The following is a 24,423-nucleotide window of genomic DNA, read 5'->3' on the forward strand; positions in this document are numbered from 1 at the left end:
GAACCACGCCAGCACCCCCTCTGCTAAGGAGAACGCCTTAACCACGCCCTAAAGGCCTTGATGGCGCAATCCCTGGCGCCGGAACATACAAGGCTGGTGTTTGTGCAGGGCTCAAAAGCTGATTAGGGAAGGCTTTAGAGAGAAAAACCGCACAGCCCTTTGAATGATTTTTAACGCCTGCCTTATTTGGATGAGTAGTGCCTGGAGGTAAGAGTCGAAGTGCGTCAGATAACAGCATTCTTTTATCCGATTGGAATTTTTCTTAGTGTAATGCTATTTCCGGCTGTGCTGATGTCCGCGGAATATTCGCTAAGGCAGGTCATAGCAAGCATTCAGGCTGAGATTCTACAAGGTGAATACCACCGGGCAGCTACCCTTGCCCAAGAACATGAGTCAGATTTCGCAGGCATACCGGAGTTTGACTTTGTCGGTGGCATAGCCTTGATGCATGCTGACAATCCGGAGCGGGCATCGCTGTTCTTCGAGAGGGTAACTATTGTTAGACCCAGAGATAGTAGGGCCCGATTTGAGTTAGCGCGCTCACTCTTCGCCATCGGTGATTACGATTTAGCACGGGATAATTTTACAGCTGTTGTTGAACTCGACCCGCCGCAGCAGATTGCTGATAGCGCACAGCGTTTTATCGACGCCATAGACCGCCGGGCGGCAGCACAGGTAGCCCAATTCCTGAGATGGGTGGAAGGCCGCGTCGGTTATGACGAAAACGTGTTAAGCGCTAGCAACAGCATCATAGAAGGCAACATAGCCAATCTTCAGCACGGCCTGGTAAACCTCAGGCTATACGAGTACGAAGACTCTGGCGCTTCTGACTCTTTTGCCGAAATAGCCGCGGGCGGTTTATACAGCACCCCCTGGGTGGCCAATTCTCGGTGGCGTTTCAATGGGCAGTTTCAGCACCGCGGTTACTACGACTGGGACATTTTCGATCAGACTGTAGTGCAGTTGGGCGGCACACGAGTTTGGCGTCAATCTCATGAGCAGCAGATACATCTAGCTAGCGACATACAGCACATTCGCCTAGACGATGACCACCTCTATTCCCGCCTTCGCATAGCGCCTCAATACCGCCGGATGATCGGAACTGGGGCTCAAGCTAGGTTAATGCCAGAGATAGCATATAACTCTTATGAACTCGATGACCGTGACTCGATATTGGCGAGGATAAACGCGAGCGTCATGGGCGCACTTAGCGAAAGACTCGTCATGGTCGGCAGTGCCGGTATGGGCTATGAAGAGGCCGAGGCCGACATCTACTCCAGATATACCCTGGAGGCAGGAGCCGGATTCCAGATCTTCATAGACGAAGGGCGCCTATTCACAATCAATGGAAGCTTGCAAAGACAGCATTACCGAAGCGGCGTAGATGTTGACGCAAGCGATGTCAGCACGGTACTGACCTACCTTGGTGGTGATGACATTGAGTTGGACTCCACCCAGCGTGAGCTACTAGCACGCGGACTTAATGACAGTGCCGAAAACTCTCTGCTGCGCAGGGTTACAGCTAGTTACATATTCTCCTTTCCAGAGACACCGTGGCGACTGACATTAACTTATTCGCATACCGATAAGAGTTCCAACATAGACTCACGCCAATTCGATCGTGACCAGTACTTCGTTGGCCTGCGCTACGACTGGAACTAGATAGGGGACAAAGATGACTAGTTCTCTCTGTACCAAAAAGGTAACCCACTATGCTCTCCCGGGAGTGGCCTTAGCTGCTGGTCTTTTTGCGGCCCCCGCCGCAGTGTTAGCTGGGAATAGCAGTATAGGCATGGTGCTGGCCACTCGTGGCGATGTCTACGCCGAGCGAGACGATTCGAGGCGCAGCCTATCGCGTCGCGATGAGATATATGTTGGGGATACGATCCACACCGCTAGCAACGCCCGCGCCCAGATCCGCCTGAACGACGACCAGAGCATAACCCTGCGCAGCGATACCCGATTGACCTTTGAGCATTTTGAGTTCGACGCTGAAGAGCAAAGCGGAGAAACACGCAAGTCACTCATCGAAGGGGGCATGCGGGCTATAACCGGGGCCATTCGTGGCGAAGAAAACTACTCTATAGAGACCCCAGTTGCGGTTATCGGGGTACGCGGGACCATTTCCGAGATTGCCCACGGCGACGCCTTCGGCACCGTCGGTGGTACTCCTCGTGGTAGTGGCTGGGTAGAGAACGCGGGCGCATCCCCCGAGCGCCTGTTGACCGGTGAAGATCAGCCCGACACTTACTTCCAAGTAATAGATGCGGAAACCCCTCCTGAGCCTTTGCCGTCACGTCCCGTACAGCTTGACAGCGTCACGCAGGACGTCGGTGAAGATGAGGATGATGAGCCTGAAGAGGATGAGGCAGAAGAAGAGGAAGATCAAGAAGATGAACCAGACGATCAGGATGAGCCTGCCGACGAAGAGACTGAAGATGACCAGTTAACTGATGAGAGCGCTGACGCTGATGATAGTGACAGTGAGGATACCGTAACTGAGGCAGTGGCCGATCAGCAGCGCGAGGTATCAGAGGAGGAAGTTGACGATTCAGTCCGCGCTTTAATATTTACCAGCGATCCTGATAGCGACAATCCCAAGGTATTTAAGGCCTCGGTAAAGTATGATCCAACCGACCCTGCTGGCATGAAGTTTGAGCTAGCTGATAACAGTGATCCTATTGTCAGAGAGGACGGTGAAACGCAAGCCTTCGGCAGCAGAGGACAGAGTTCCTGGGGCGCATGGGTCTACCCTGCAAAAGACCCCGTAGTATGGATTACGGGGAGATCGGATCTTGAACCGGCGGAGTTTAAGACATCCTTTATCGAGCGACTCGAGGTTGAAGGTAAACTGCAGTTGGGCGCAATTGATGGCGTGATCTCCGGCAGCCCTGCCAAACTGCTCGGCGAACAGGCTATTTCAGTTGCAGAGACAGATTTTGCTGCCTTTAACCTAGATTTTACGGCTGGCGATGGTCTTAACTCATCAGCCGAAATGCTTTTAGAGACGGCCATACCGAGCAATTTAGCCACCACAAGCGAAGATCAATTCTGGGAGCGCTGGCACGCAGAGTTCAGTGACAGCGTCTCAATCAATGCTAATGATCTGACTTTGGAAATAAGCACCGTAAGTGGTAGGTATCAGATAACTGATGCTCGATGCTTAACGTGCGATGATCACCAATACCTAGCAGAAGCAGACTTATCCGGAGAGGTAGTGATTCAGCTCTACGGCGACCCTGATGATGCCAGTGCCGGGGCCCTTCTGCATCTCGAGGCAGACTACTCTTATCAACAACATATATGGAATGACGGAGAGCTGCCTGATGAATTCTATGACTCCGAATTGATAGCTGCACTATATCTGCAGGAGGGGTTAATAGCTGATATAGATAGTCATATATCGCCACCTGAAAAAGAACCCGACTTGCCTGATTATGGTAACGGATATAATGACGAAATTCCTTACCATAGTTTCGACTATATTTCTTTTGGAGTAGCCAAGCTAAGCTATCCTGAAACAACTACACCCTTGTTGTTCTTCCCAGCCGAACCAGGTGATGATCCACATGAAGACGTGGTTTTTAGCATCTGGGATTATACAGATGCTGCCTGGGAAGACGAACCGGACAATTTTCAAGATTATCTAATGAGCCTAGAAAGAGGCGATGATGAACTGCTTGATAGCGGCGAATCAACCAGTCATGAGGTCTACTGGGGAGCATGGGGGCAAAAAGATGAAGGTGGAGTGATTCTGCCTAGTGCCAGCTTATACGCCGGTGAAGAATTAGGAACAGAGTATCCGGTTGTTTGGCTATACGGCCGCAGTGCCTTTACTTGGGATGACTACCAGTACGACGCAATGTTATCGAGGTTGGAGAGTGATGGCATAGATATGGCTCTGGAAGGCGGTATTCTTTTATCGACTCTCCCGGAAGGCATCGATCACCGTGATACATTTAAGCTATTTACTGACATCCCCCCTACAGGCATAAACACATATTTTGGTTCAGGCAACTTGATATTTGAACCTGAAGGACTGGATTTAGACCTAGCACTCGAGCGTGAATTTTTTATTGAAGACCATAGTGTCTATGAGTTATGGAATATAAATGATTCACATGACCTTGCATTAGATCCAGCTAACTTACTAGTTTCATTTGCACTAGAGGGAGATCTGCAGTTAACCGCGGAAGGTGAGAACGGTTTCAAAGCTACTAGCGGTGTTACGGGCGTTATGTCCCTAGCTATATACGGGGAGCCGGATCAACTTGGTGCTGGAGGCAACCTCCGGCTAAATGCTCATGAGCACTTTTGGCTCGAAGATGTCGGCAACCTGGAAGAACTACAAGGCTCCCATGCCTTAGAGGGAGTGATTTACTTCGAGGAATAAGCATAGGCCGTGTGGCCACCTCGAAAATACTCTACTCTTGTATATGCCAATATTTGCGCTGTGGAGGTCTCTGCGCTAAGGGTAGCGCTTAGACCTCCACTTAACGGGGCATCGTGGGGTGCTCACAAGAGGGATGTTAGGAGCGGGAGCGCCCCAACCGCTGCTTAAGATCGTCCACCAGGCCTTCACTGGCCTCCTCAATCAGGTCGTAGACAAGCTCAAAGCCCTGCCTGCCGCCAAAATACGGGTCGGGCACTTCGCGCTCTCGACGCTGCGCGGCGTAATCGAGAAACATGCCTAGTTTATCGGCATGCTTGGGTGGGCAATCAGCACGCAACAGATCAAAATTATCCTGATCCATGGCCAGAATCAGGTCGAATTCATCAAAATCGCTGCGCTCAACTTGCCGGGCGCGCAGGTCGCTGATATCGATACCGCGCTGACTAGCGGCATCTTGGGCGCGCGGATCAGGGGCCTTGCCGATATGGTAATCGTGGGTACCAGCTGAATCTGTCTCTACCACCCCCTGCAAACCGGCCTGGCGCAGGCGCTCACGCAGTACTCCCTCAGCTGTGGGGGAACGGCAGATATTGCCCATGCAGACTAAGAGGATTCTAATGCTCGCACTATCTTCCATCGGATATCCCTAATATTGCTTCCTGTTGGGGCCTCTAAAACCGAAAAAAATGTTAAGCCACGCAAACCCCTTAAGCATACGAGCAATCTAGTTGTTTCTCAATCAGCGCTTACTCTCCCAGACTATGATTTATTTGGTTAAAATCAATTTTCCTTGGCGGGTTTGCTGTAGTCGGTACTCCTGCTCGCCATGAACTATGATCAATTGCCGACACCCACAGAACAACTCCTCGCTGCTGAACTTATTCGGCCTTTTACTGCGGCCGCATGCACCACACCCCTGACAGCACCCGCATAATTCTTCACCGCCATGCGCACATACCGAGGTATTGGCACAGTCTGTCTTTACTGTAGAAAGATTTGATTTGTTCTTATGTAAATCCATGTTCCGCCCCCCAAAAAAAGGCTACTAGCGAAGTTTCTGTATCGAATAGTAACGATTATCGTTTGCATGTCAAGGCTGTCCCAGTTCTTCACCAGATATAGAATTAGAGTAATTTAATGCGTGCTAGCGTTTTAATCGGTGCATTTATATTCATTTATGCGTAAATACAAAAAAATCCAAAGCCCTTATTGACTACTGAATAATAATCATTACCATTGCTACCAACAAGCCAAGCCAGCTCTTCTCCACCTTGAGAGCAAGCCAGGAAGCGTAAGTATCACCTGCTCACAGCAGATAACCAGGGAATGATAAAAAGATGAGAGTGGCTAAGTTAGGATGCATTCTTAAAGTTCGGCATCAACAATACGTAACATCCAGCTCAGCAGTTGCAAGCTCTGGAACTGATCCGCGCATAAACCTCACCAACTCCTCCCTACCCGGGTTGCTGCTAGGCGCTGGAGCCTTTTTGGCTGCTGGCTATAGTGCCGGCAGCAGTGCCGACGACAACGCAAACGATCCCCTATTCCACCACGGCCTTGATCCCGTAACCGTCACCGCCCCAACCCGCAGTGAGAGAGCTCGCGATGAAAGCCCGGGCAGCATTGAGGTGATCACCTCTGAACAGATCAAACGCAGTGGTGCCACCATGCTTGATCAGGTTCTGCGCAATCAATCAAGCATGTTTGTAAGCCCAGACGGGACATCGCACTCGATCCGCGGGGCGAAACGCGAGGATACCGTGATACTGATCGATGGCCGCCGGGTCCTCGGCGAGCCGAGCCGTCGCTACGCGCTCAACCGTATCCCGACCGGACGGATCGATCGGATTGAGATCGTCAAGGGACCCGGCAGCGTCCTCTACGGCTCCGATGCCCTAGGCGGCGTCATTAACATCGTGACCCGCCGTCCCGAACCAGGCCTGCAGGGGAGTATCGACCTACAGGCCGGCGCCCGCACCGAGGACGGCGAGGCTCAGCAATACAATGCCTCGTTCAATCTGCTCGGCGGCAGTGAGGACACCCTGGTGAGCCTCTTTGGCCAGGCCCAGAGCCGGGATGGCTATAAGGAGGAAGAGACGGGCAACGTCGGCCTCGGTGGCGACAGAACGCCACCATCCGACGCTCCCCCACCGGGCTGGGCGAGCGAGCTGGATGACCTCGAGGACACGTACACCATCGACGAGTACCGGCGCGACGAGGCCGACGTCTACACCATCGGCGGCTCCCTTGAGCACTGGTTCAATGACCGCTTCAGCGTCGCGCTCGAGGGCAGCTACATGAAAGAAGAGCGCCGCCGTGACTATATCAACACCGGGCGCAACAACACTGCACTGGAACACAATGATAGCTACCGCCCCGCCTTCAACATCCCGGTTAGCTGGCATGACGACAACCAGCGTTACGAAATCGCGGCTAGCGCCGATTGGCAGGCAACAGATAACCTTGCCCTGAACCACCGCATCTATTACAGCCGCTACGAGAAGGATCGTTTCGTGCCGGTTATCCCCTATCAGGACCTGGGCTGGGCAACCCAAAGCGAGAGTGATTTCCGAGAGCGCGATATCACCCTTACTGACTTGAGAAATGAGTTTTTGAGCACATGGACCCCAGACCCAAACCACACCCTACAGCTTGGTTTTGAACACCTAGATCACGAACAAGAAGACCATATTGACGGCCAACAAGGCAGCACGCGCTGGCAGGCGGGCGTCTTCGCGCAGCACGAATGGCAAGCCACCGACAGGCTCGATGTCATCTATGGCGCCCGCTACGACGATGCCTCCATAGATCAGGACAATACCTCTGTAGAAGGCGGTATCATCTACGCACTAGCACCACAGATGCAACTACGCGCCAATTACGCTCAGGGCTTTAAATACCCTGAGACGCGCGACCTTTATGCCGACACCCATACACCTGCGGGTGACCTAAACCTCGGTGCCCGGGTCATCCGCGATGAAAAAAAAGATACTCACGAGCTCGACCCTGAGGAGAGCGAGAACCTTGAAATAGGCCTAAGGGGCAGCCTAGGCACCCCCAGAGAAAGAGAACTGCGCTATGATCTTAGCGCCTTCTACACCGAGATCGACAATCGCATTGAAAGGGTTCGCTATCGAGATGAGGGCTACAGGACCTTCTACAACATCGGGAAATCCAGGACGCGAGGGCTGGAGGCCGCTATCGAGGCAGACTGGTCTCCTACTTGGGGTACGGATCTGAGCATAACCTGGCTCGAGGATGCCTCCTGGCGCGAGGTGACCCGCCAAGACCTGGATTACGAGTTCATCCCCAACGCCCCCGAGTTCAGCGGCATGGCCAGTATCCGTTGGCAGCCTAGAGAAGCCTGGAGCTTGCAGGCCAGGGCTCGCTTTACTGATGAATATTACACTGCCACCGACGATGATGAGGTTGATGAAAGCTATACCACCGTCGACCTCAACGCCAACTACCGACCTACCAACTGGGAAGGAACCCGGTTTTACGCAGCTGTTGATAACATATTTGATGAAGGTAACGACTCCTCACTGTATGCTGATCCTGGACGCTTTGCCCGGGTTGGCATGGAGTATGAGTTTTAATTTGGCAGCGCCAATCAGTAATAGCTAACAAAAGGAACCTCCAAAGGTCGCCACTGAGCATGGCAGCCTCGGTGAGGAGGGCTCTTGACGCCAGGGATGACGCCAAGAAGCCTCAAGGGATGGATCCGCGGTGTCCTCCACGCCGAGGCAAACATGCCCAGTGGGGAGTTTAGAGAGGCGCCCCAAAGCTACAAAAACCGGGCATTAAATTCAGCGAGGTGTTCGCTCATGGATCACTCAAGATTAACCGCCGCAGCTGCACAACAACCGCTACTGCGCAGGATTGCCGTATACTCATTATGCGCCGCTTGCGCACTGTTCAGCGCCGTAATAGCCACCCCGGCTCATGCCGAATCACGCACCGCAATAGAGATACCCCGCGCCGATCAGGAGCACTGCCAGGCGCGGATGCGGGAATACCTGCAGATCACCACCGAAATCCTCTGGGCCACCCTGGATGGCGATATGCAAACCGTAGAGGAGAAAGCTATTCAGGGCGTGCCAAGCCGATATCGGGAGGACTTAGTCGATAACGATAACGACCAACCCAACTCCACCTTAGGTCAAGGCAGAGGCGAACAGAGTGGCGGGATGGCCATGCGAGGCGACGGTCTAAGGGGAGCCGGCGAAGGCCGCAGGGGGGATGGCGGACCCCGCCATGAGCGCATGGAGCAGATCATGCCGTCCGCCTATCAGGCGATGATGCACAGCATGCACGAGGACTTTATGCAGATGGCCAAGGATGCCCGGGATAAGGCAGACCCCCAACATACCCAGCGCCAGCTTGCCCGGATAAAGGATAACTGTGTCGCCTGTCACGCGAGCTACAAATTCGCCTCGGAAGAGTAAAACTAGCGCAGCAAATGGCGGCGATAGACATACATATGCACTGCCAGAGCAGCAAAAAAAGCCCAGCCGGTGACGGTATGCCAATACCGCCACCCCGGGTACCTAAACAGCCCGGTCGCCAAAACAACCACGAGGCTGCCTAGCATCACCTGCTTTGCATGCCGATTGGCTACCATCCGTGCCGGGCGCGACTTGCGGCTGCCCCCAGCGCCACGCTTACCACGTTGAGCAGACTTAACCGGGCTCGGAGCAGCGTAGCTAACCCCCAACACCTGCTCTGCTACTTTTAGAATCTCAAGCTCCAGCGACCTCCCGGCAGCAGCTTGGTGATCATAGCGGACCACCGCCGAACCGGCCTTGGAGTTTACCCGCACATCAATTACATCATCCAACTCCCACAAGTGGTGCTGTAACCGTTGCAGGCTTCCAGGGGCGCGCAACTCATCGCCGCGTACGCGCAGACGACCGGGGATGGAGGCTACTATGCTGATCATGACAAGCAGAACACCTGTTATATATATATATTAATCTCTCTTCCTGGCGGTAAGATTGGATGCTTGCAGCTAGATTTGCAATAGGTATCATAGCAAGGTACAGCGAATAGGAACCTGGGGTATCCAGAGCCCCCTACCGGATCGCAAAACGACGCAACAAACATCCCAGCCAGCCTGTTTTCGCCAGCCAAGGATGTTGCTAGCTCAAGGATCAAGGACTTCGGTATATTGCATAGAGTTACCAGCAACTAATCAGAAGATCCCTGAAGTTAGTACCAACTGCCACACGGAGGCGACTTGGCTAGTGACCATTCCAAAGCGCAGGCTTGTGCGCCAGAATCACCCCGACAGGAAACTCACCCGGTCTGGGAACTACTCTCTTGTGTGCGCATCGCTCACCACATCAGCGGCAGAATCCGCTTCAAACTGGAAGCTGATCTAGCCGCGCGCGGCCTGCGTCTGCCGAGCAAAGACTCACTCAAGAAAGCCCATACCCTGCTCCAGCAAACCCCGGGGATTAAATCGGTGCGCATCAACCCGTATGCGCGCTCCTGCACGATAGAGTACGATCCCCAGAGAATACCCGAGGCAGGCTGGAGTGACCTGCTCGCCGGAAACGCAACGCCCCAAGCAGCAGAGTTACAGCAGTTAATAGATAAACCCCTGCAGGAGAGTGCCGTTCAGGCAGTAATAGATGAAGCAATGCCCAACAGATAAGTAGCGGAGGGATAAATATGCACCCGATAATACCTTTTGCCGCCGGCCTTGCGGTTGGCGCCGTCGCCCTCAGAATGATCAAAAATGAACGGACCCAAAGCAGCATAGATAGAGCCGGTAAGAGTGTCCGCCGCGCTACAGCCTCGGGGCTCAAGGGCATAGAGGGCGCCTCTTCCAAAGCCCGCAATTACCTTGAGAGCGATCACCATGAGGACGAGGCAACCCATCATGGGCATAGGCACGGGCATGGGCATGGGCATAGCGCTAGCCATGACTCGGTGGATGCTCAGCAAAGCATTGATGCAGAAGAGGTGGCAACAGATAGCAGCAGTGACTCCTTCGGGGGCGGCGAAGATAAATAATCACACCCTCTTCGCGGAGGTTATGCGGAGGATCTATGGACAACTCTAAACCGGCCCCGTTTGACTATCGGCGCGATTACAGAGGCTACTTTATTCGCGGCCTGGTTGCCGGGGCATGCCTTAGCGCAGTACGCCACGGGATGCAGGGCAACCCCCCAGTTGAGATGCGCACCATCGCTCGCAACTCCCTCCAGGAAGGCACAGCTATTGCTGCGGGGGCAAGGGCTGCAGTAGCAATTGCGGAGCGCGACTACACCAATGCCGCAGTATCTGCCTGCGCAGGCTTAGCTGGTGTCTACCTCATAGAGCGGATGCTGGGGGAGCGCCAAACAGCAAACCACAACCACAAATCAACCGAACGTGAGGTCAGCGAAGATGAGTAAAGAGGACGACAAAGAGCATAATCATCAAGGCTGGGGCGATGGCCATTACCAGCAGCCCGGCTACCACCCTCACTATGGGTACGCTCATCACCAACCGCACCATTTCGGCCCCGGTTTTGCCCCTGGCTACCCTCCCCATGGCGGCCACCCGCACCCTGGAGCCGTCCCTCCCGGTTACGGCCCAGCCCCCGGTTACTATCATCCTCACGGCTTTGCCCATCCGGGCTACGGCCCGCACCACGGTTATCACCCTAGTCACTACCCCGGCGCCAACCCCTTCTATCAACCGCATCCAGATCAAGGCTACGGAGCAGGCCAGGGCCAGGGTTATGGCTACAGCTACGGCCAGGGTGGATATGGCGCTGGTCAACAAGGTTGGCTGCAGGGGCTGCTCAACGCCCCCCACTCCCAGCAGTTTCTAATGGGTCTAGCCGTCGGCGCTGGTGCCGCCTGGGTGCTCAGCGACGAGGAGACCCGGGAGAAGCTAATGCGCGCCGGAGTCAACCTCTACTCCAATCTTACCGGTGGGGTCGAAGAGCTCAAAGAGCAGCTTGCTGACATCCAGGCCGAGTTGGACGCCGAGCGCCATAAGAATCAATGAGCAACGGCGGAAGTTGGTTTGCCGAACTGCAGCCGCTCCACGCCGCTTGGGGCGGCTCATGGGGGCGGATTCGCTTTCGCTATCGCTGTCTGCCCGCTACCCCGCTCGCGGCAAAACGCATCGAACGCGCGGTCGAGTCACTTAAAGGGGTGACGCATGTCCGCGTTAACAGCAAGGTGCGCTCATTGGCGGTGACCATCGACACCGAATTGACCGATGTCCACACCCTGGCTAGGCGCATAAGCGAGCTGGAACCACCTGAGCAAATTATCGCTATACCTCGCGAGCGAGCACGGCGTGGGGGCTGGGGCAGAACCCTGCTAAGCGGTGCGGCACTGCTTGCTGCTTTACGACTCAACCCGGCATTCATGATGCCGCTGAGCATATTTACCGCCGCCCCGGTAATTGCCAAGGCGACTAGCGATCTGTTTTCGCGCAACCTCAGTTCGCATGTTCTCGAAGGGGTGGCAGTAGCCATCTCGTTGGGTCGAAAAGACTTTTTGGCCGCCAACGCCACCTCATTCCTCCTCGCCCTCGGCGAGCAGCTAGAAGATACCATCGCCCGGCGCTCGGATAACCTCCTCAAGCACCTCATGCACCCGACGGATAACGAAGTCTGGGTCGAACGCGATGGCGTTGAGGTGCTGGTTGACTCGCGCGAACTGGAAACCGGCGATAGCGTTATCGTCGGCACCGGGCAGGTTATCCCCATCGATGGCACTGTGCTCAGCGGCATAGCACAGGTCAACGAAGCTACTATGACCGGAGAGAGCCTGGCTGTTAAAAGGCGCCGCGGTGACAGCGCGCTATCCGGCACCCTGGTTGAGGAGGGGCGGCTGTGTATATACGCCGAGCGCGTAGGCAGTAACGCAGCATCTTCACGCATTGCCGACTTCGTCGAGCAGGCCCTGGCGGCCAAAGGCACAACGCAGTTACAGACGGCGCAACTAGCCGACGGCCTAGTGCCAATGGTGGTCGGCCTCTCCGGTGCCACCTGGGTACTAACCCGCGACTGGGAAAGGGTGGCCGCGGTATTACAGGCCGACTACTCATGCGCCCTCAAACTGGCGACTCCGGTGGCCTTTAAATCGGCTATGTACCGCGCCGGCAGCAAAGGCATGCTGGTCAAAGGAGCCGAAGCGCTGGAGCGCTTGGCCGAAGCCGATACCTTCGTATTCGATAAGACCGGCACCCTGAGCAGCGGTATGCTGGAGGTGACCGACTCAATCGCGTTTGACGCCGATTACAGCGCTGAGGATCTGATCAACCTCGCCGCCTCGGTTGAAGAGCACTACTTCCACCCCATGGCCATGGCTGTCGTCGAGGCAGCCGAACGGCTAGACAATAAACAGCATTTCAACCACCAAGAGGTCGAGTTCATCGTTGCCCACGGCGTTGCGAGCGACATAGATGGCAAACGTATCGTAGTCGGCTCCCGCCACTTTCTGGAGGATCATGAGGGGATTGATACCAGGGACCAGGAAAAGCATATCAGCGAGCTCATCAGGCAAGGCAAAACCATTCTCTACATCGGCTTCGGCGGCGAGCTACTCGGTATCATCGCCCTGCAGGATACCCTGCGCGCAGAGAGTGCAGCGACGGTCGCCGAACTGCGCCGACTCGGCGTGAACAAGATCATCATGCTCACCGGCGATCACCAGGAGCGAGCGCACTCCACTGCGCTGGAATTAGGACTAGATGACTATCGCGCCGAACTGATGCCGGAGCAAAAAGCCGATGTCCTAACCGAACTAACCGCAAACGGCGGCAGGATAGCCTTCGTGGGTGACGGAATAAATGACGCCCCTGCCCTCTCCGGTGCTCACGTTGGGCTGGCCATGCACAACGGCGCTGAATTCGCCCGTCTAGCAGCCGATATAACCTTGCTCGAGGACGATATCTCCCGGATAGCCGACGCCAAACGCCTTGCATTAGCGACCAAACGGCTTATCGACAGTAATTTCCGCATTACTGTGGGAGTCAACTCGACCATACTTCTTGCCGCGGCAGCAGGCCTGCTAAGCCCGGTTAGCACCTCGGTTATCCATAATGGCAGCACCATTCTGACCCTGCTGCGGGCGCTTGCCGGACCGACGCAGCGTCTTTGACGCAACACCTCCATTATGGTCTACCATAGAGAGCCTCTAAAACTTCGCCGGCGCCACCATCTGCCCCGGTGTGGAGGACGCCGTGAATCCATCCCTGGAGGCTTCATGGCGCCATCCCTGGCGCCAAGAGCTCCACACCGGGGCAGATGGTGGCGCCGGCGAAGTTCTTAGAGGCACCCCATAATGGATGAACAAATTGACGATAGGCAGCAGATTCCGGGCACATCCGGCCTGGTCCACGCGCTTATCCTCCGAAGGCCAGCACCATGCAACCAATCAGCGCCAGGTTCTCGGATATATCCGCAGTAAGCGATGCCAGCTTCATCCCCGCGCAGCTGCGCGATGAGATCGCCATGCTCGACGGGATTCTCTACGACGTGCTCAAGGAGTGTGAAGGTGATAGGGTTTTAATCCCCCTAGCGCGTCTGAGACAGGCCGCCCATGAGCTCTACCTGCAATCCGCAGAAGGTGCCGATCCCGATCCTATCCTCAATGAACTGCGCGAGCTCGACCCCACCACCGCCCATAAGGTGGCCCGCGCCCTGACCCTGCACTGTCAGCTGCTCAACCTAGCCGAGGACCGTCAGCGCGTGCGCAGTCTGCGCGCCCAGGGCCGCGATGGGCGCATCGTCGAAGATGCCATCGAGTCCGGCATCCACGAGGTTATCGAACTCGAAGGCAGTGAAGCGGTCGAGGCGCTAATCCAGCGCCTGCGCATCCATCCGGTGCTGACCGCCCACCCCACCGAGGCCCGCCGGCGGGCGGTAGTCGATGGCCTACAACGGATCTCGCAGCAGCTCGAACGCCTCGACGCCCCGGAGGCGGACGACGCCTTCGCGGTCGACGTTCGCCGGCGCTTAGCCGAAGAACTTACCGCCCTGTGGGCGACCGCGCCTTTTCGGCAGGAGCGCCCTACCCCGCTCGATGAGGTCAGGCGCATAATGGCGGTATTCGATCAGACCCTCTTCGACCTCGTACCGGGAGTTTACCGCGAGGTAGAACGCACCCTAGCACGGCGTTACACCGGCGCTACGCCCCCGCGCACCCCGGCATTCCTGCGCTACGGCTCCTGGGTCGGCGGGGATCGCGACGGCAACCCCAACGTCACCGCTCAAGTAACCCGCCAGGCTGTAGAGCAGCAGACCGAGCAAGTGCTGGAACGCCTGGAGCGGCGCACCCGTAATATCGCCCGGCTATTCACTGCCAGTGATCGCTACATCAAGCCCTCAGAGCAGCTGCAAAGCCAGCTCGAGCGTGACCAGCAAGACTTCCCTGAGCAAGCGGCAGCGCTGCAGCGCACCTCCCCCGATCAGCCGCACCGGCACAAGCTTGTTTACGCCGCCGAGCGGCTTAGGGCTCGGCGCCAGAGCGACCCGCGCGGCTATACCGGCGCCGAGCAGATGATCGCCGATCTCGACTGCCTGCAACGCTCCCTAGATGATGCCGGCGTACCGCGGCTGGCCTACGGCGAGATACAGGATCTGCGCTGGCAGGTGGCCACCTTCCGCTTTCACCTTGCGGAGTTGGAACTGCGCCAGCACTCTAGTATCCACGCCGCGGCCATCGAAGAACTGGCGCCCGGCTACAGCGACGATGCCCACGCCCTTGACCGCCTGGCTCGTGACGGTTGGCAGACGACCCCCGAGCCGACCACCGAACAGACTCAGGAGGTCCTGGACACCCTGCGCACAGCCGCACAGGTTCAAGCCACCCATGGGCCGCGTGCCTGTCACCGCTACATAATCTCTTTCACCCGCTCGGCTGCCGATCTGGTGGCAGTACGCGCCTTAGCTCGCCTAGCCGTGCCAGCGGAGCAATGGCCCGATTTTCGCCTCGACGTAGTGCCGCTGTTTGAGACCCGGCGCGATTTAGAGCACGCCGAGCGGGTGCTCGATGAGATTCTGCAATTACCAGGCGAGCGTGCTGCTTTAGCCGAGCGTGGCAATCACCTCGAGGTCATGGTTGGCTACTCCGACTCGGCCAAGGATGTGGGCGTCTTTGCAGCCAACGCCGTGCTCCACGACATCCAGGAGCGCTTGGCCAATTGGGCCCGTGATAACGATATCAACCTGACCATTTTCCACGGCCGTGGCGGCTCTTTAGGCCGCGGCGGCGGGCCGCTGAATCGGGCAATCCGCGGCCAGGCGGCGGGTTCAGTAAGTGCCCGCCTTAAGGTAACTGAGCAAGGCGAAATGATCTTCACCCGGTATCGGACCGTCGAATCGGGGCGCTGGCATCTGGAGCGGACAACCAACGCCGTGCTCGCCATGTCTACCCACCACGCCGAAGAACACGCGGCGCGGCTGGCGGGGCGCTATCGTGACGATCTCCAACGGATGAGCAGTGCTAGTGAGAGCGCCTATCTGGAGTTGGTGAAGGCGCCGGGGTTTGCCGAGTTCTTCGCCCGGGTCACCCCCTACGAAGAGATTGGTCAGCTGGAGATCGGCTCGCGCCCTGCCCACCGCAGCAAAGCCCGCGATCTGGAAAGCCTGCGCGCCATACCCTGGGTCTTTTCCTGGTCGCAGAGCCGCATCAACCTTGCCGCCTGGTATGGAGTCGGCACCGGGCTGGCGGTAATCGGCGAGGAGCAAGGGGGTATTGCCAAATTACGCGAAATGCGCCGCGAATGGCCCTTCTTCGCTCAGCTGCTGGAGAATGTCGAGATGGGACTGGCCCGCGCCGATATGATCCTGGGCAGCAAGGCGCTGGATATGGGCGAGCAGCCGCAGCTGCGCGATCGCATCCTCGATGAGTGGCAACGCACCGAGAAGTGGGTGCTGATTGCGACCGGTAAGGATTATCTGCTCGAACGTCAGCCGTTTGCCCAGGCTAGTCAGGAGCTACGCCGCACCGATGTGGATGCCCTATCCCTGTTGCAGCTCGCGGCCTTAGACCAGCTTCGCAATGCCAGTGAGCAGGACCGGGGGCCGTGGACTGATTTGGTCAAGATGACTATAGCTGGGTTGAGTTCGGGGTTGCAGAATACTGGTTAGGGGGTGGCAGCGTTACTCACGCCTCTCATTACTCCCCGCGGTGGAGGACGCCGTGAATCCTTCCCTGGAGGCTTCATGGCGCCATCCATGGCGCCATGATCTCCACACCGGGACAGTTCGTGGCTCCGGGGGAGTTTTAAAGATTCCCGATAGCCTGCTCTGCGCTCTTAAGAGCACGCTCCAGGGCGTCAACTAATTGCCCATCTACCGGCTCGCCGGTTCTCAAATCCTGCTCAATCCGCGCTGCCAGATCAGCGAGCTCCACCGCAGCGATATTCCCGGCACTGCCCTTTAGGGTATGAGCTGTGCGGCGTACCGCCTCCCAATCGGCATCACCGCTGCGCAGCGGCTCAATAAGCGTGGTTTGATACTCCGAAAGTTGCTCCTTAAATAGCTTCAATAAACGAACATAAGTAGACCGATCGCCACCGATAATCTGCAATCCGCGCGCAATATCAAATCCCGGTAATTCGCTAGGCAGCTCCCCATTACCCTCACCATAATTTTCTCGACCGGCGGCCGGGGCACCCTCCTTAACAGCTGCCGATTGCACTGCCGTATCAGGCTTAATCTGGTCACCATTACCGGCTGATTGGCCTGCATCACTTGCCGGTGGACGCAGCTCAGCCGCCAAAACGGCGTAGAGCTCAGCCTGCTCTATCGGCTTTTTAACCAGCGTCTGCATCCCGGCTGCTGCAGCCCGGCGCCGATCATCATCGAGCACCGCCGCCGATAAGGCGATGATCGGCCCGGAGTACCCCGAGTCTTGCAGCCGCTGCGCCGCCTCAAAGCCATCCATTACCGGCATCTGTAAATCCATCAAAACCAAGTCAGGTCGCTGCTCAGCTGCCGCAGCCAAGGCCTCGGATCCGTTCTCGGCCGTATGGACCCGCGCCCCTGTCTTCTCCAATAGCAGCGAGGCAACCTCCTGGTTGAGCGGATTATCCTCCACCAACAGGATCACCGCCCCGCTAAGATCGGGCACCCTCGCCTGCCCACCCGGGCTGACACGATCAGCTGTACCGCCCTGAGCCTCGAGTGAGGCATAGCCTGAGGCCTGCTGACCGCCATCGGTAATAACACCGCTCTGCTCATCGCCAAGCGGCAGCCGCAGCGTGAAGTAAAAGGTGCTACCTTCCCCAGGCCGCGAATCAACCTCCAGGTTTCCGCCCATCTTCTCCACTAAACGCCGGCAGATTACGAGCCCCAACCCGGTACCGCCGTATTGCCGGGTCGTTGATGCATCAGCTTGGGTGAAAGGCGCAAAGATGCGCTCAATATGCTGTTCACTTATCCCGATACCACTATCGCTAACCTGAAAACGGATGTCCGCGGCCTCATCGCCGTGACTGTCCCTAACAGCGTCCGTGCTGTTACTATCCCCAACAGCGAAGATACTCAGCTCAACTTTGCCGCCGCGTGGGGTGAACTTGATCGCATTACTGAGCAGATTTGTCAGCACCTGAGTGATGCGCAGCTGATCGCCCACCACTATGCGCGGCAGATCAGGCTGAATGGCATATCTCAACTCAAGCCCTTTCTCCTGAGCTGCATCCTCATGGAGCGTAGCAATCTGCTCAACCACATCATTAAGATCAAACCTTTGAGCCTCAAGCTCCAGCTGCCCGGACTCAATCTTGGAGAAATCCAGAATATCGTTAATGATGCCGAGCAGCATCCGCGATGAGCTATAAATCTTCTTTAGGTGATCTAATTGCCGCTCATTAAGATCGGTATCAAGCAGCAGCTGACACAGCCCGGTTACCGCATTCATCGGCGTGCGGATCTCGTGGCTCATGTTGGCCAGAAACTCACTCTTAGCGCGATTGGCCCGCTCCGCCTCCTCACGAGCCTGTTCAGCCTCCTCGCGTGCTTGCTCAGAATCCTTTTGCGCTCGCTTAAGCTCCCTCTGAGCCAACACCAGCCGCCTATTAGTAAACAGCAAGCCGAAGGTCAAAGTGGCAAAGACCAGCAATGCCGCGCTGATGGCAAGAATGGGAGCCCTATAGAGCTCCCAGAGCTCACCCCAACTCAGCTGCAGCGTAGTATCGTAGGGAGGCAGTTTCAGTGCGCGGGCAAGATTCTCCACCGGCTCGTAGTCCATCGGCACCGAAAAACCGGCTATCTCCGCGCTCCGGGCAGCAGGGTGATCGGCCTCAAGACGCAACAAGGCCGCTATAACCTGTCGCCCTATGCCGCTATGCTCGTGCTCGGCCTGATCCAGATAAACGAGGGGCCACTCAGGATAGAGCTGAGTTGATACGGCAAAGGGAAAACCTGCAAAATCCTGCTCGCCGATGATACGAACCTCATCGCGGCTTAGGTCACCATCTGCCCACAAGCGCTCCAGGACCCCTATCCTCACAAAACCCACATCAGCCGCGCCGCTTATCACCTCCTCAACGACCTGCTTATGCGGCATGCCGGTGAATTCTATTTCACCCTCAGCGGGGCTCGGCAGGTCCCTGGAGAGCATCTCCATGGCTTGCGCTTGGTAACCACCCAAAGAGTCCTCGTGAACAGCGGCTATCTTATGGCCGGGGATATCGCCCCAGTCTGCAAGCTGCTCATTGTCAGCTCGGGTAAAGGCAACACCACCAAAACTTCGCAGGTGCTCTCCCTGACGTTCTGTGATCAATGTCGCCAGCGCGCCGGAGAAGGCATAATCGCTGCGCAGACTGATATAGTGCAGAGGATTGGTGAGCAGGAAATCGAGCTCACCTGCAGCGAGCAGCCGCTCTATCTCAGCATAGCCGGCTATAGCCCCCTCGATGCGCACACCCTCAATCTCACCATCGAGGTATTCAATGAAAGGCTGCCACCGCTCCTCGGCCACCTCAGGGGACTCAAAGGCTAGGACACCCAAGGTCATAGTGCGCTCGGTATGGGCCGGAGCAACAAACAGGATGCCGGCAAGGACGACCATCAACCGCCCCAGCCCGACTATTTTGTGCGACATAGAGACCCAGGGTAGAATGCTGCAAAAACATTGAAACAGCTTGGATTATAGGTTGTAATTTGAATAGATATCAATACCTTCCCCTCCCCTGCCCAGCAGGCTTGTCGAATGCACAATAGAAATTACCCTGGATCAACGGAAAACGAAAGCCGCGAACTACAGCTTCAGCTGCTTAACGGCTTAGCAGAAGGGGTCGTTGGGATTGATCTGAGCGGCAATTTTTCATTTCTCAATCCGGCCGCCTGCCGAATGCTCGGTTTTGCCGATGAGCACGAGGCTATAGGGCTCCACGCCCACAGCACCACGCACTATAAAAGGGCTGATGGCTCACCCTTTCCCGAGCAGGAGTGTCCTATCTATCAGGTCCAAAGGACCGGTGAGACGCTACAAGCCTGGGATGATCTGTTTTGGCGCCAGGATGGCAGCTGTTTTCCGGTTCGCGTCTTCGCCTCGCCACTATACGGCTCCGATAATCAGCTGCACGGTATAGTCGTCTCATTCCAGGATTTGACCGAGAAGATTGAGCAAGAGCGCCGCTATCAGATCGCACAACAGGCCGGCGGCGTAGGGATCTGGGAGTATTACCCCAAGCAGGATAAGATATTCTATGATGAAGGGACCTGGCAGCTGCTTGGCTACTCGCCGCACACCCAAAATAGCTATTTTTCCTTCGCAACTTGGCGAGACCTCATCCATCCAGACGATTTAGCCCAAGCTGAACCAGTCATTAGCTCAAGCATTGCGACAGGTCAGCAATTTAGCTTAGAGCTGCGCTATTGGCACGCCCAGCAGTACTGGCATTGGGTGCAAGCCCGCGGCCAGGCTGTCGAATTCTACGCCGACAACACCCCTAAACGGCTCATGGGGGCGCATGTAGATATCCACAGATTAAAAGAGACCGAGCAAGCCCTAAGGCAACGCGAGCAGCAATTCACCGAAGCCAAGCAAATCGCTCGTCTTGGCAATTGGGTATCAGATTTTGTCACAAAACGCATAGAGTGGTCAGATGAGATTTATGACATCTTTGGCATGAGCCAGGATGAGTGGGAGGCCACCCATGAGGCCTTTATGAGCGCGGTCCATCCAGAGGACCGGGATAAGGTCCAAGCTGCCCTCGATGCATCCATCCGCGATGGTGCCAAATACGATGTCGAGCACCGCGTCTTGCGCCCGGATGGCAGTATAGCCACCGTCCAGGAGATAGGCAGGACCATCCACGATGAGCACGGTAACCCCTTGCGCATGGTCGGCACGGTTCAGGATATAACCGAAATGCGCGCGCTGCGAGACGCCAACCGCGCCAAAACTCAGTTTCTCAACGCCGTTAGCCACGACCTGCGCACACCGCTAAATGCCGTTATCGGTTTTGCCGACATACTTGAGCAAACCGATCTTGATGAGCAGCAGCGTCAATACCTGCAGCTATGCCAGAGCGGAGCTCGCCGGCTTAATGAGCTCATTGATACACTTCTTGACTTAGCCCGCCTCGAGCGCGGCAACCTTGAGCTTAGCAAGGAGACCTTCTCTCTCCACCGCTGCGTAGAGGATCTCGAGAAGCTATTGCGCCTGCAGGCAGAAGAGAAAAATCTGGATCTGACCTGCACTATCGATCCACAAATCCCCGCTTGGGTCTACGGTGACCGGGTTCGGTTTACTCAGGTATTCCAAAACCTGGTCAGTAACGCCATTAAGTTCTGCCAGGCGGGTAGCGTACAAGCGGCGGTCAAACAAGCTGAGCGCGAGTCATACGTCACGGTTACAGTGACAGACAGTGGACCCGGCATAGCCGCAGAGGATCACAAAGCGATATTTGAGGCCTTCCGCCAAGCCGGCAACGAGACCTCAAGGAGTCAGGGCAGTGGGCTAGGCTTATCCATTTGCAAGGAGCTGGTGAGCCTGATGGGCGGAGAGATTGACCTGCACAGCGAGGTCGGCGTTGGCTCGACGTTCACCTTCACCGTCTATCTGCCGCAATCACAGTCACCAACTCATCAGGCAACACACAACAAACCGCCACGCAAGGACACGGGAACGGCTTCAGCGCACGTGCTAGTAGCCGATGACGAGCCCACCAACACCCTGCTCTTGCAAGCGATGTTGGAGAGGCGGGGGTTGCGCGTGAGTATAGCCCGCGATGGTCAGCAAGCGCTTGAGTTTTGGCAGGATTATGCCCCCGACCTGCTTATATTCGACCTGCAGATGCCGGCCATAGGTGGGTTTCAGCTGATAGCTAAAATCAGAGAACGCGAACAGGCGCTTGAGCTGCCAAGAACGCCGGCCGTATTGTGTACCGCCAACTCGGCGGAAAGCATATACCGCGAGAGTTTCAACTGTGGCTACGACGAGATCCTAACCAAGCCTATCAGCCATGACTCAATCACCGCTCTGTTGCACAGAGTGCTCAGTTTAAACCACACAAACGCCCGACAGTAAGCCTCCAGTCCGGCCTAGAAGGGCTGGCTCTAAAAACACCCCCGCTAATTGGTTGCCCTGCCCGGTGCATCAGAAGCGGTAAAATGCTCCCCCAGAAACCTCCATATGGAAATCGCCATCAATGCCGTCGAAGAAAAACCGTTCCACATACAACCAAGCCCGCTCACTTACCCTGTGCGTCAAACCAACACCGGCTGAGAAATTAGCTATGTCCACCTCATCATTTGGACCGTTACCGTTCTCCTCCTCTACAGTGAAATGGTGTGCAGAAATCCCGCCGAGTACATAGAGCTGGTTCCAGGTAGTCAGATCCAAGCTAAGCCGAAACACTGTACTCCAAACACCCTCAAGCTCGACTTCTTTATCGCCGCTAGAGTCACTGCCACCGTAAGTAAAGCGCTGCTCAACACTTAGAAAGGGATCAATCAGCTGGATGCCGGCAAAAACGGTTCCGCCCTGGCTCTCATAAGTCTGGTCGTTATTTTCATCAAGATCAAAACTCCACCGACCCGCCCCAGCTCCGAAGTAGATATCGAGCTGAGCTAGTAGAGGATCCCCGGCCGTGCCGCCGTTTTGCTGACCCCACTGGGCATGGGCATTATTGATGCCAGCGAGCATAAGAGTGGCAACAACCAATAAAAGCCATAGTGACTGCGTGTGCTTATTTGATGATCGAATTTCGCCATGCGATCTGGCGGCTACATTAATAAGTGACCAGCCCATAACCACCTCGCCTGCTGCGTTGATGCTGAGTGATGCTTAACGAAAGATTTACAAACAAAACCCGCGCAACCTGTATGCGCTTTAATTGATCTTACTAGTTTGCCTGCAGAACCGGGTGAGAGCAAGGTGACTTATAAGTTATTTTATTTGATGCTACTCGCAAGCTGCTGGTACTGCACATCGGCCCATTGAACAGCATCTAGATAGAAGCCATTTAGCTGTTCTGCAGGAATGTCGAGCTGTTGTAAGCGATCCCAATTACCTTGTTCTTGAGCAAGTGCAGCCTCCAGCACCCGCCCGTATGGCCCTGAATGGTTGATCAGTGCTTGTCTAGTCTCGTCGCTGAGCGGTAACTGCTCGCAGATACTCTCCATTGTGCAATCAAATACGGCATCGAGCCCTGAAAACAGGCCCACTGTAAACGCGGTACCGCGATCCGAGCCGCCATAGCGATGTTTGGTCAATTGCTCACAGACTCGCGCCCTAATCAGCAAGGAGCGGACTCTCTCGGCAGGCTGATTATCTTCTGATACCAAAGCGAGTATCATTGCCCAGCGTGCCAGCTCTTGCCTGCCTAGATACAGAATGGCTGAGCGTATACTCTCCACTCCGCCACGTATGCCGAACAGCGGGGAGGAGATGTAGCGGAGCAGCTTGTAAGTTAGCGATAAATCCTGACTGATAATACTCTCGAGCTTACGCAGATCTATCTCAGGATCATGCAGGGCGGCGATTAAGCGCAACAACGGTACCCGCTGAGTCGTCATTGACTGGGTCGAGAACGTCGAGGGGCGAGAGAGAAAAAAGCCCTGAAAGTAGGAAAACCCTGCCTTCCTGCATAAATCCATCATCTGCTTATTCTCAACCTTCTCGGCGAGGAGCTTGGGGCCATCGGGGCGGATCAGCTTTCGTGCGTGCCGAGCGACCTCCTGATAGGACATGTTCAGCACATCAACCTTAATAATATTTACATAAGGGTAAAGCCGATGACGCTCATCAGTATCAAGAATATAGTCATCTAGGGCGATGCTATAGCCGCGTTCACAAAGATATTGGAGAGAAGTGATCAGCTCCTCGTCAGGCTCTATATCTTCAAGCAGCTCGAGTACGACCTGGTGCTTTTGAAATGGAATAAAATCCTGTACAAAGAAGTTCCGCGTGAGGTTGATATATGCTGTCTTGCCGCCGGTTATGCTCTCAAGACCAAATGACATTATGTAGTTTTCGATGACGCTAGCTGTCGCACTATCCCCATTGGCAACATTAGAAGTGCCCGACTGGCCATGACGATAGAGCAACTCGTAGCCGCACACATCTAGGTCGCGGTTATAAATTGGCTGCCTGGCAAGGTATACTGCTTCCATTTTTATCGTTCACCGGCCGAATTTGATATTTATAGGCAGGCGGCTAAATAAATTATTCAGCCGGCACAGCAATAGCCGCTACCCGCACAATGTACTCTCTTATTTCACCTAGCAACTCAGGTTAACCCACACTAACTCGGTAAGATCACATGCCCTGACGAACCAAAGCATCGAGTTTGATTATCAAAGAGTCTCTCCTCCCCCTTTGAACAGTCATCCTATCCTTCAACACGCCTCGTCAATATATCAGAACATCGCACAGAGTAGTAACAAGTCTGGCCATACAATAGCTACACCTCAGAGTCAAGGGTTCCAGATCCACAACATGACAAGGGGCGCACAAAAGTCATAGGGCCTGGGTGGCTCACTAACAGGCGCCTATATAAACTGCCCCGGAGCCTAACTGTCCCGGTGTGGAGGTCTTGGCGCCATCGATGGCGCCATG

At 55.6% G+C, this 24,423-nt stretch carries 17 protein-coding genes; 11 read left to right on the plus strand and 6 right to left on the minus strand.

What is annotated here, in order from left to right; genetic code table 11:
• The first annotated feature begins 291 nt into the window (after positions 1 to 291).
• Together HH1059_RS06565 and HH1059_RS06570 are read left to right on the plus strand one after the other, a co-directional pair.
• On the plus strand, positions 292 to 1,662 hold the full coding sequence (locus HH1059_RS06565) for a tetratricopeptide repeat protein (RefSeq protein WP_162549406.1): 1,371 nt from the start codon (positions 292 to 294) through the stop codon (positions 1,660 to 1,662).
• 13 nt (positions 1,663 to 1,675) lie between these two features.
• Complete coding sequence (locus HH1059_RS06570) at positions 1,676 to 4,393, plus strand: FecR family protein (protein WP_096409397.1); 2,718 nt, start codon at positions 1,676 to 1,678, stop codon at positions 4,391 to 4,393.
• Between the two features lie 136 nt (positions 4,394 to 4,529).
• Here the strand turns inward: HH1059_RS06570 and HH1059_RS06575 are convergent, their stop codons facing one another.
• Both HH1059_RS06575 and hemP read right to left on the minus strand, forming a co-directional pair.
• Entirely contained in the window at positions 4,530 to 5,030 is a 501-nt protein-coding gene (locus tag HH1059_RS06575; RefSeq protein WP_096409399.1) for a low molecular weight protein-tyrosine-phosphatase, read from the minus strand.
• Positions 5,031 to 5,159: 129 nt separating this feature from the next.
• The gene (gene hemP, locus HH1059_RS14080) at positions 5,160 to 5,414 is read right to left on the minus strand and encodes a hemin uptake protein HemP (RefSeq protein ID WP_096409400.1); all 255 of its coding nucleotides are present in this window, start codon (positions 5,412 to 5,414) and stop codon (positions 5,160 to 5,162) included.
• A gap of 466 nt (positions 5,415 to 5,880) precedes the next feature.
• On the opposite strand from hemP, the gene HH1059_RS06585 reads away from it, so the two are divergent.
• Both HH1059_RS06585 and HH1059_RS06590 read left to right on the plus strand, forming a co-directional pair.
• The gene (locus HH1059_RS06585; RefSeq protein WP_162549407.1) at positions 5,881 to 7,992 is read left to right on the plus strand and encodes a TonB-dependent receptor plug domain-containing protein; all 2,112 of its coding nucleotides are present in this window, start codon (positions 5,881 to 5,883) and stop codon (positions 7,990 to 7,992) included.
• A 228-nt stretch (positions 7,993 to 8,220) separates the two neighbouring features.
• Positions 8,221 to 8,841 (plus strand): cytochrome c, encoded by a 621-nt coding sequence (locus HH1059_RS06590; protein ID WP_096409403.1) that lies wholly within the window; start codon positions 8,221 to 8,223, stop codon positions 8,839 to 8,841.
• 2 nt (positions 8,842 to 8,843) lie between these two features.
• On the opposite strand, the gene HH1059_RS06595 is transcribed toward HH1059_RS06590, so the two are convergent.
• Positions 8,844 to 9,335 carry an HMA2 domain-containing protein gene (locus HH1059_RS06595; protein WP_096409405.1) on the minus strand — a complete coding sequence of 164 codons (492 nt, stop codon included), beginning with the start codon at positions 9,333 to 9,335 and terminating at the stop codon, positions 8,844 to 8,846.
• 297 nt (positions 9,336 to 9,632) lie between these two features.
• Here HH1059_RS06595 and HH1059_RS13610 point away from each other — a divergent pair, with 297 nt between their 5' ends.
• The 6 genes from HH1059_RS13610 (at position 9,633) to HH1059_RS06630 (ending at position 16,499) form a co-directional block, all read left to right on the plus strand.
• Positions 9,633 to 10,052 (plus strand): heavy-metal-associated domain-containing protein, encoded by a 420-nt coding sequence (locus HH1059_RS13610; RefSeq protein WP_179948758.1) that lies wholly within the window; start codon positions 9,633 to 9,635, stop codon positions 10,050 to 10,052.
• A gap of 17 nt (positions 10,053 to 10,069) precedes the next feature.
• Positions 10,070 to 10,414 (plus strand): hypothetical protein, encoded by a 345-nt coding sequence (locus HH1059_RS06605; RefSeq protein ID WP_096409406.1) that lies wholly within the window; start codon positions 10,070 to 10,072, stop codon positions 10,412 to 10,414.
• Between the two features lie 35 nt (positions 10,415 to 10,449).
• On the plus strand, positions 10,450 to 10,797 hold the full coding sequence (locus HH1059_RS06610) for a hypothetical protein (protein WP_096409408.1): 348 nt from the start codon (positions 10,450 to 10,452) through the stop codon (positions 10,795 to 10,797).
• Positions 10,790 to 11,398: a YtxH domain-containing protein gene (locus HH1059_RS13280; protein WP_162549408.1), complete on the plus strand. Its 609-nt coding sequence runs from the start codon at positions 10,790 to 10,792 to the stop codon at positions 11,396 to 11,398. The genes HH1059_RS06610 and HH1059_RS13280 overlap by 8 nt, the downstream gene beginning before the upstream one ends.
• Complete coding sequence (locus tag HH1059_RS06625; RefSeq protein WP_096409412.1) at positions 11,395 to 13,506, plus strand: heavy metal translocating P-type ATPase; 2,112 nt, start codon at positions 11,395 to 11,397, stop codon at positions 13,504 to 13,506. The genes HH1059_RS13280 and HH1059_RS06625 overlap by 4 nt, the downstream gene beginning before the upstream one ends.
• A 266-nt stretch (positions 13,507 to 13,772) precedes the next feature.
• Positions 13,773 to 16,499 carry a phosphoenolpyruvate carboxylase gene (locus HH1059_RS06630; protein WP_096409414.1) on the plus strand — a complete coding sequence of 909 codons (2,727 nt, stop codon included), beginning with the start codon at positions 13,773 to 13,775 and terminating at the stop codon, positions 16,497 to 16,499.
• Between the two features lie 136 nt (positions 16,500 to 16,635).
• On the opposite strand, the gene HH1059_RS06635 is transcribed toward HH1059_RS06630, so the two are convergent.
• On the minus strand, positions 16,636 to 19,458 hold the full coding sequence (locus HH1059_RS06635; RefSeq protein ID WP_096409415.1) for a hybrid sensor histidine kinase/response regulator: 2,823 nt from the start codon (positions 19,456 to 19,458) through the stop codon (positions 16,636 to 16,638).
• Positions 19,459 to 19,566: 108 nt separating this feature from the next.
• Here HH1059_RS06635 and HH1059_RS06640 point away from each other — a divergent pair, with 108 nt between their 5' ends.
• Positions 19,567 to 21,891, plus strand: a complete 2,325-nt coding sequence (locus HH1059_RS06640; RefSeq protein ID WP_096409417.1) for a PAS domain-containing hybrid sensor histidine kinase/response regulator — start codon at positions 19,567 to 19,569, stop codon at positions 21,889 to 21,891.
• A gap of 69 nt (positions 21,892 to 21,960) precedes the next feature.
• Here HH1059_RS06640 and HH1059_RS06645 read toward each other — a convergent pair whose 3' ends face one another.
• Positions 21,961 to 22,509, minus strand: coding sequence for an outer membrane beta-barrel protein (locus HH1059_RS06645; RefSeq protein WP_162549410.1), 549 nt, complete (start codon positions 22,507 to 22,509; stop codon positions 21,961 to 21,963).
• Positions 22,510 to 22,757: 248 nt separating this feature from the next.
• Positions 22,758 to 23,978 (minus strand): EAL and HDOD domain-containing protein, encoded by a 1,221-nt coding sequence (locus HH1059_RS06650; RefSeq protein ID WP_096409420.1) that lies wholly within the window; start codon positions 23,976 to 23,978, stop codon positions 22,758 to 22,760.
• Positions 23,979 to 24,423 lie beyond the last annotated feature (445 nt).

The organism is Halorhodospira halochloris (assembly GCF_002356555.2).
In the GTDB taxonomy this organism is placed as follows: domain Bacteria; phylum Pseudomonadota; class Gammaproteobacteria; order Nitrococcales; family Halorhodospiraceae; genus Halorhodospira; species Halorhodospira halochloris.

Coding starts and splice junctions, on each gene's coding strand:
- HH1059_RS06565 (WP_162549406.1), top strand. CDS start 292: ATGTCCGCGGAATATTCGCTAAGGCAGGTCATAGCAAGCATTCAGGCT.
- HH1059_RS06570 (WP_096409397.1), top strand. CDS start 1,676: ATGACTAGTTCTCTCTGTACCAAAAAGGTAACCCACTATGCTCTCCCG.
- HH1059_RS06575 (WP_096409399.1), bottom strand. CDS start 5,030: ATGGAAGATAGTGCGAGCATTAGAATCCTCTTAGTCTGCATGGGCAAT.
- hemP (WP_096409400.1), bottom strand. CDS start 5,414: ATGGATTTACATAAGAACAAATCAAATCTTTCTACAGTAAAGACAGAC.
- HH1059_RS06590 (WP_096409403.1), top strand. CDS start 8,221: ATGGATCACTCAAGATTAACCGCCGCAGCTGCACAACAACCGCTACTG.
- HH1059_RS06595 (WP_096409405.1), bottom strand. CDS start 9,335: ATGATCAGCATAGTAGCCTCCATCCCCGGTCGTCTGCGCGTACGCGGC.
- HH1059_RS06605 (WP_096409406.1), top strand. CDS start 10,070: ATGCACCCGATAATACCTTTTGCCGCCGGCCTTGCGGTTGGCGCCGTC.
- HH1059_RS06610 (WP_096409408.1), top strand. CDS start 10,450: ATGGACAACTCTAAACCGGCCCCGTTTGACTATCGGCGCGATTACAGA.
- HH1059_RS13280 (WP_162549408.1), top strand. CDS start 10,790: ATGAGTAAAGAGGACGACAAAGAGCATAATCATCAAGGCTGGGGCGAT.
- HH1059_RS06625 (WP_096409412.1), top strand. CDS start 11,395: ATGAGCAACGGCGGAAGTTGGTTTGCCGAACTGCAGCCGCTCCACGCC.
- HH1059_RS06630 (WP_096409414.1), top strand. CDS start 13,773: ATGCAACCAATCAGCGCCAGGTTCTCGGATATATCCGCAGTAAGCGAT.
- HH1059_RS06635 (WP_096409415.1), bottom strand. CDS start 19,458: ATGTCGCACAAAATAGTCGGGCTGGGGCGGTTGATGGTCGTCCTTGCC.
- HH1059_RS06640 (WP_096409417.1), top strand. CDS start 19,567: ATGCACAATAGAAATTACCCTGGATCAACGGAAAACGAAAGCCGCGAA.
- HH1059_RS06645 (WP_162549410.1), bottom strand. CDS start 22,509: ATGCTCGCTGGCATCAATAATGCCCATGCCCAGTGGGGTCAGCAAAAC.
- HH1059_RS06650 (WP_096409420.1), bottom strand. CDS start 23,978: ATGGAAGCAGTATACCTTGCCAGGCAGCCAATTTATAACCGCGACCTA.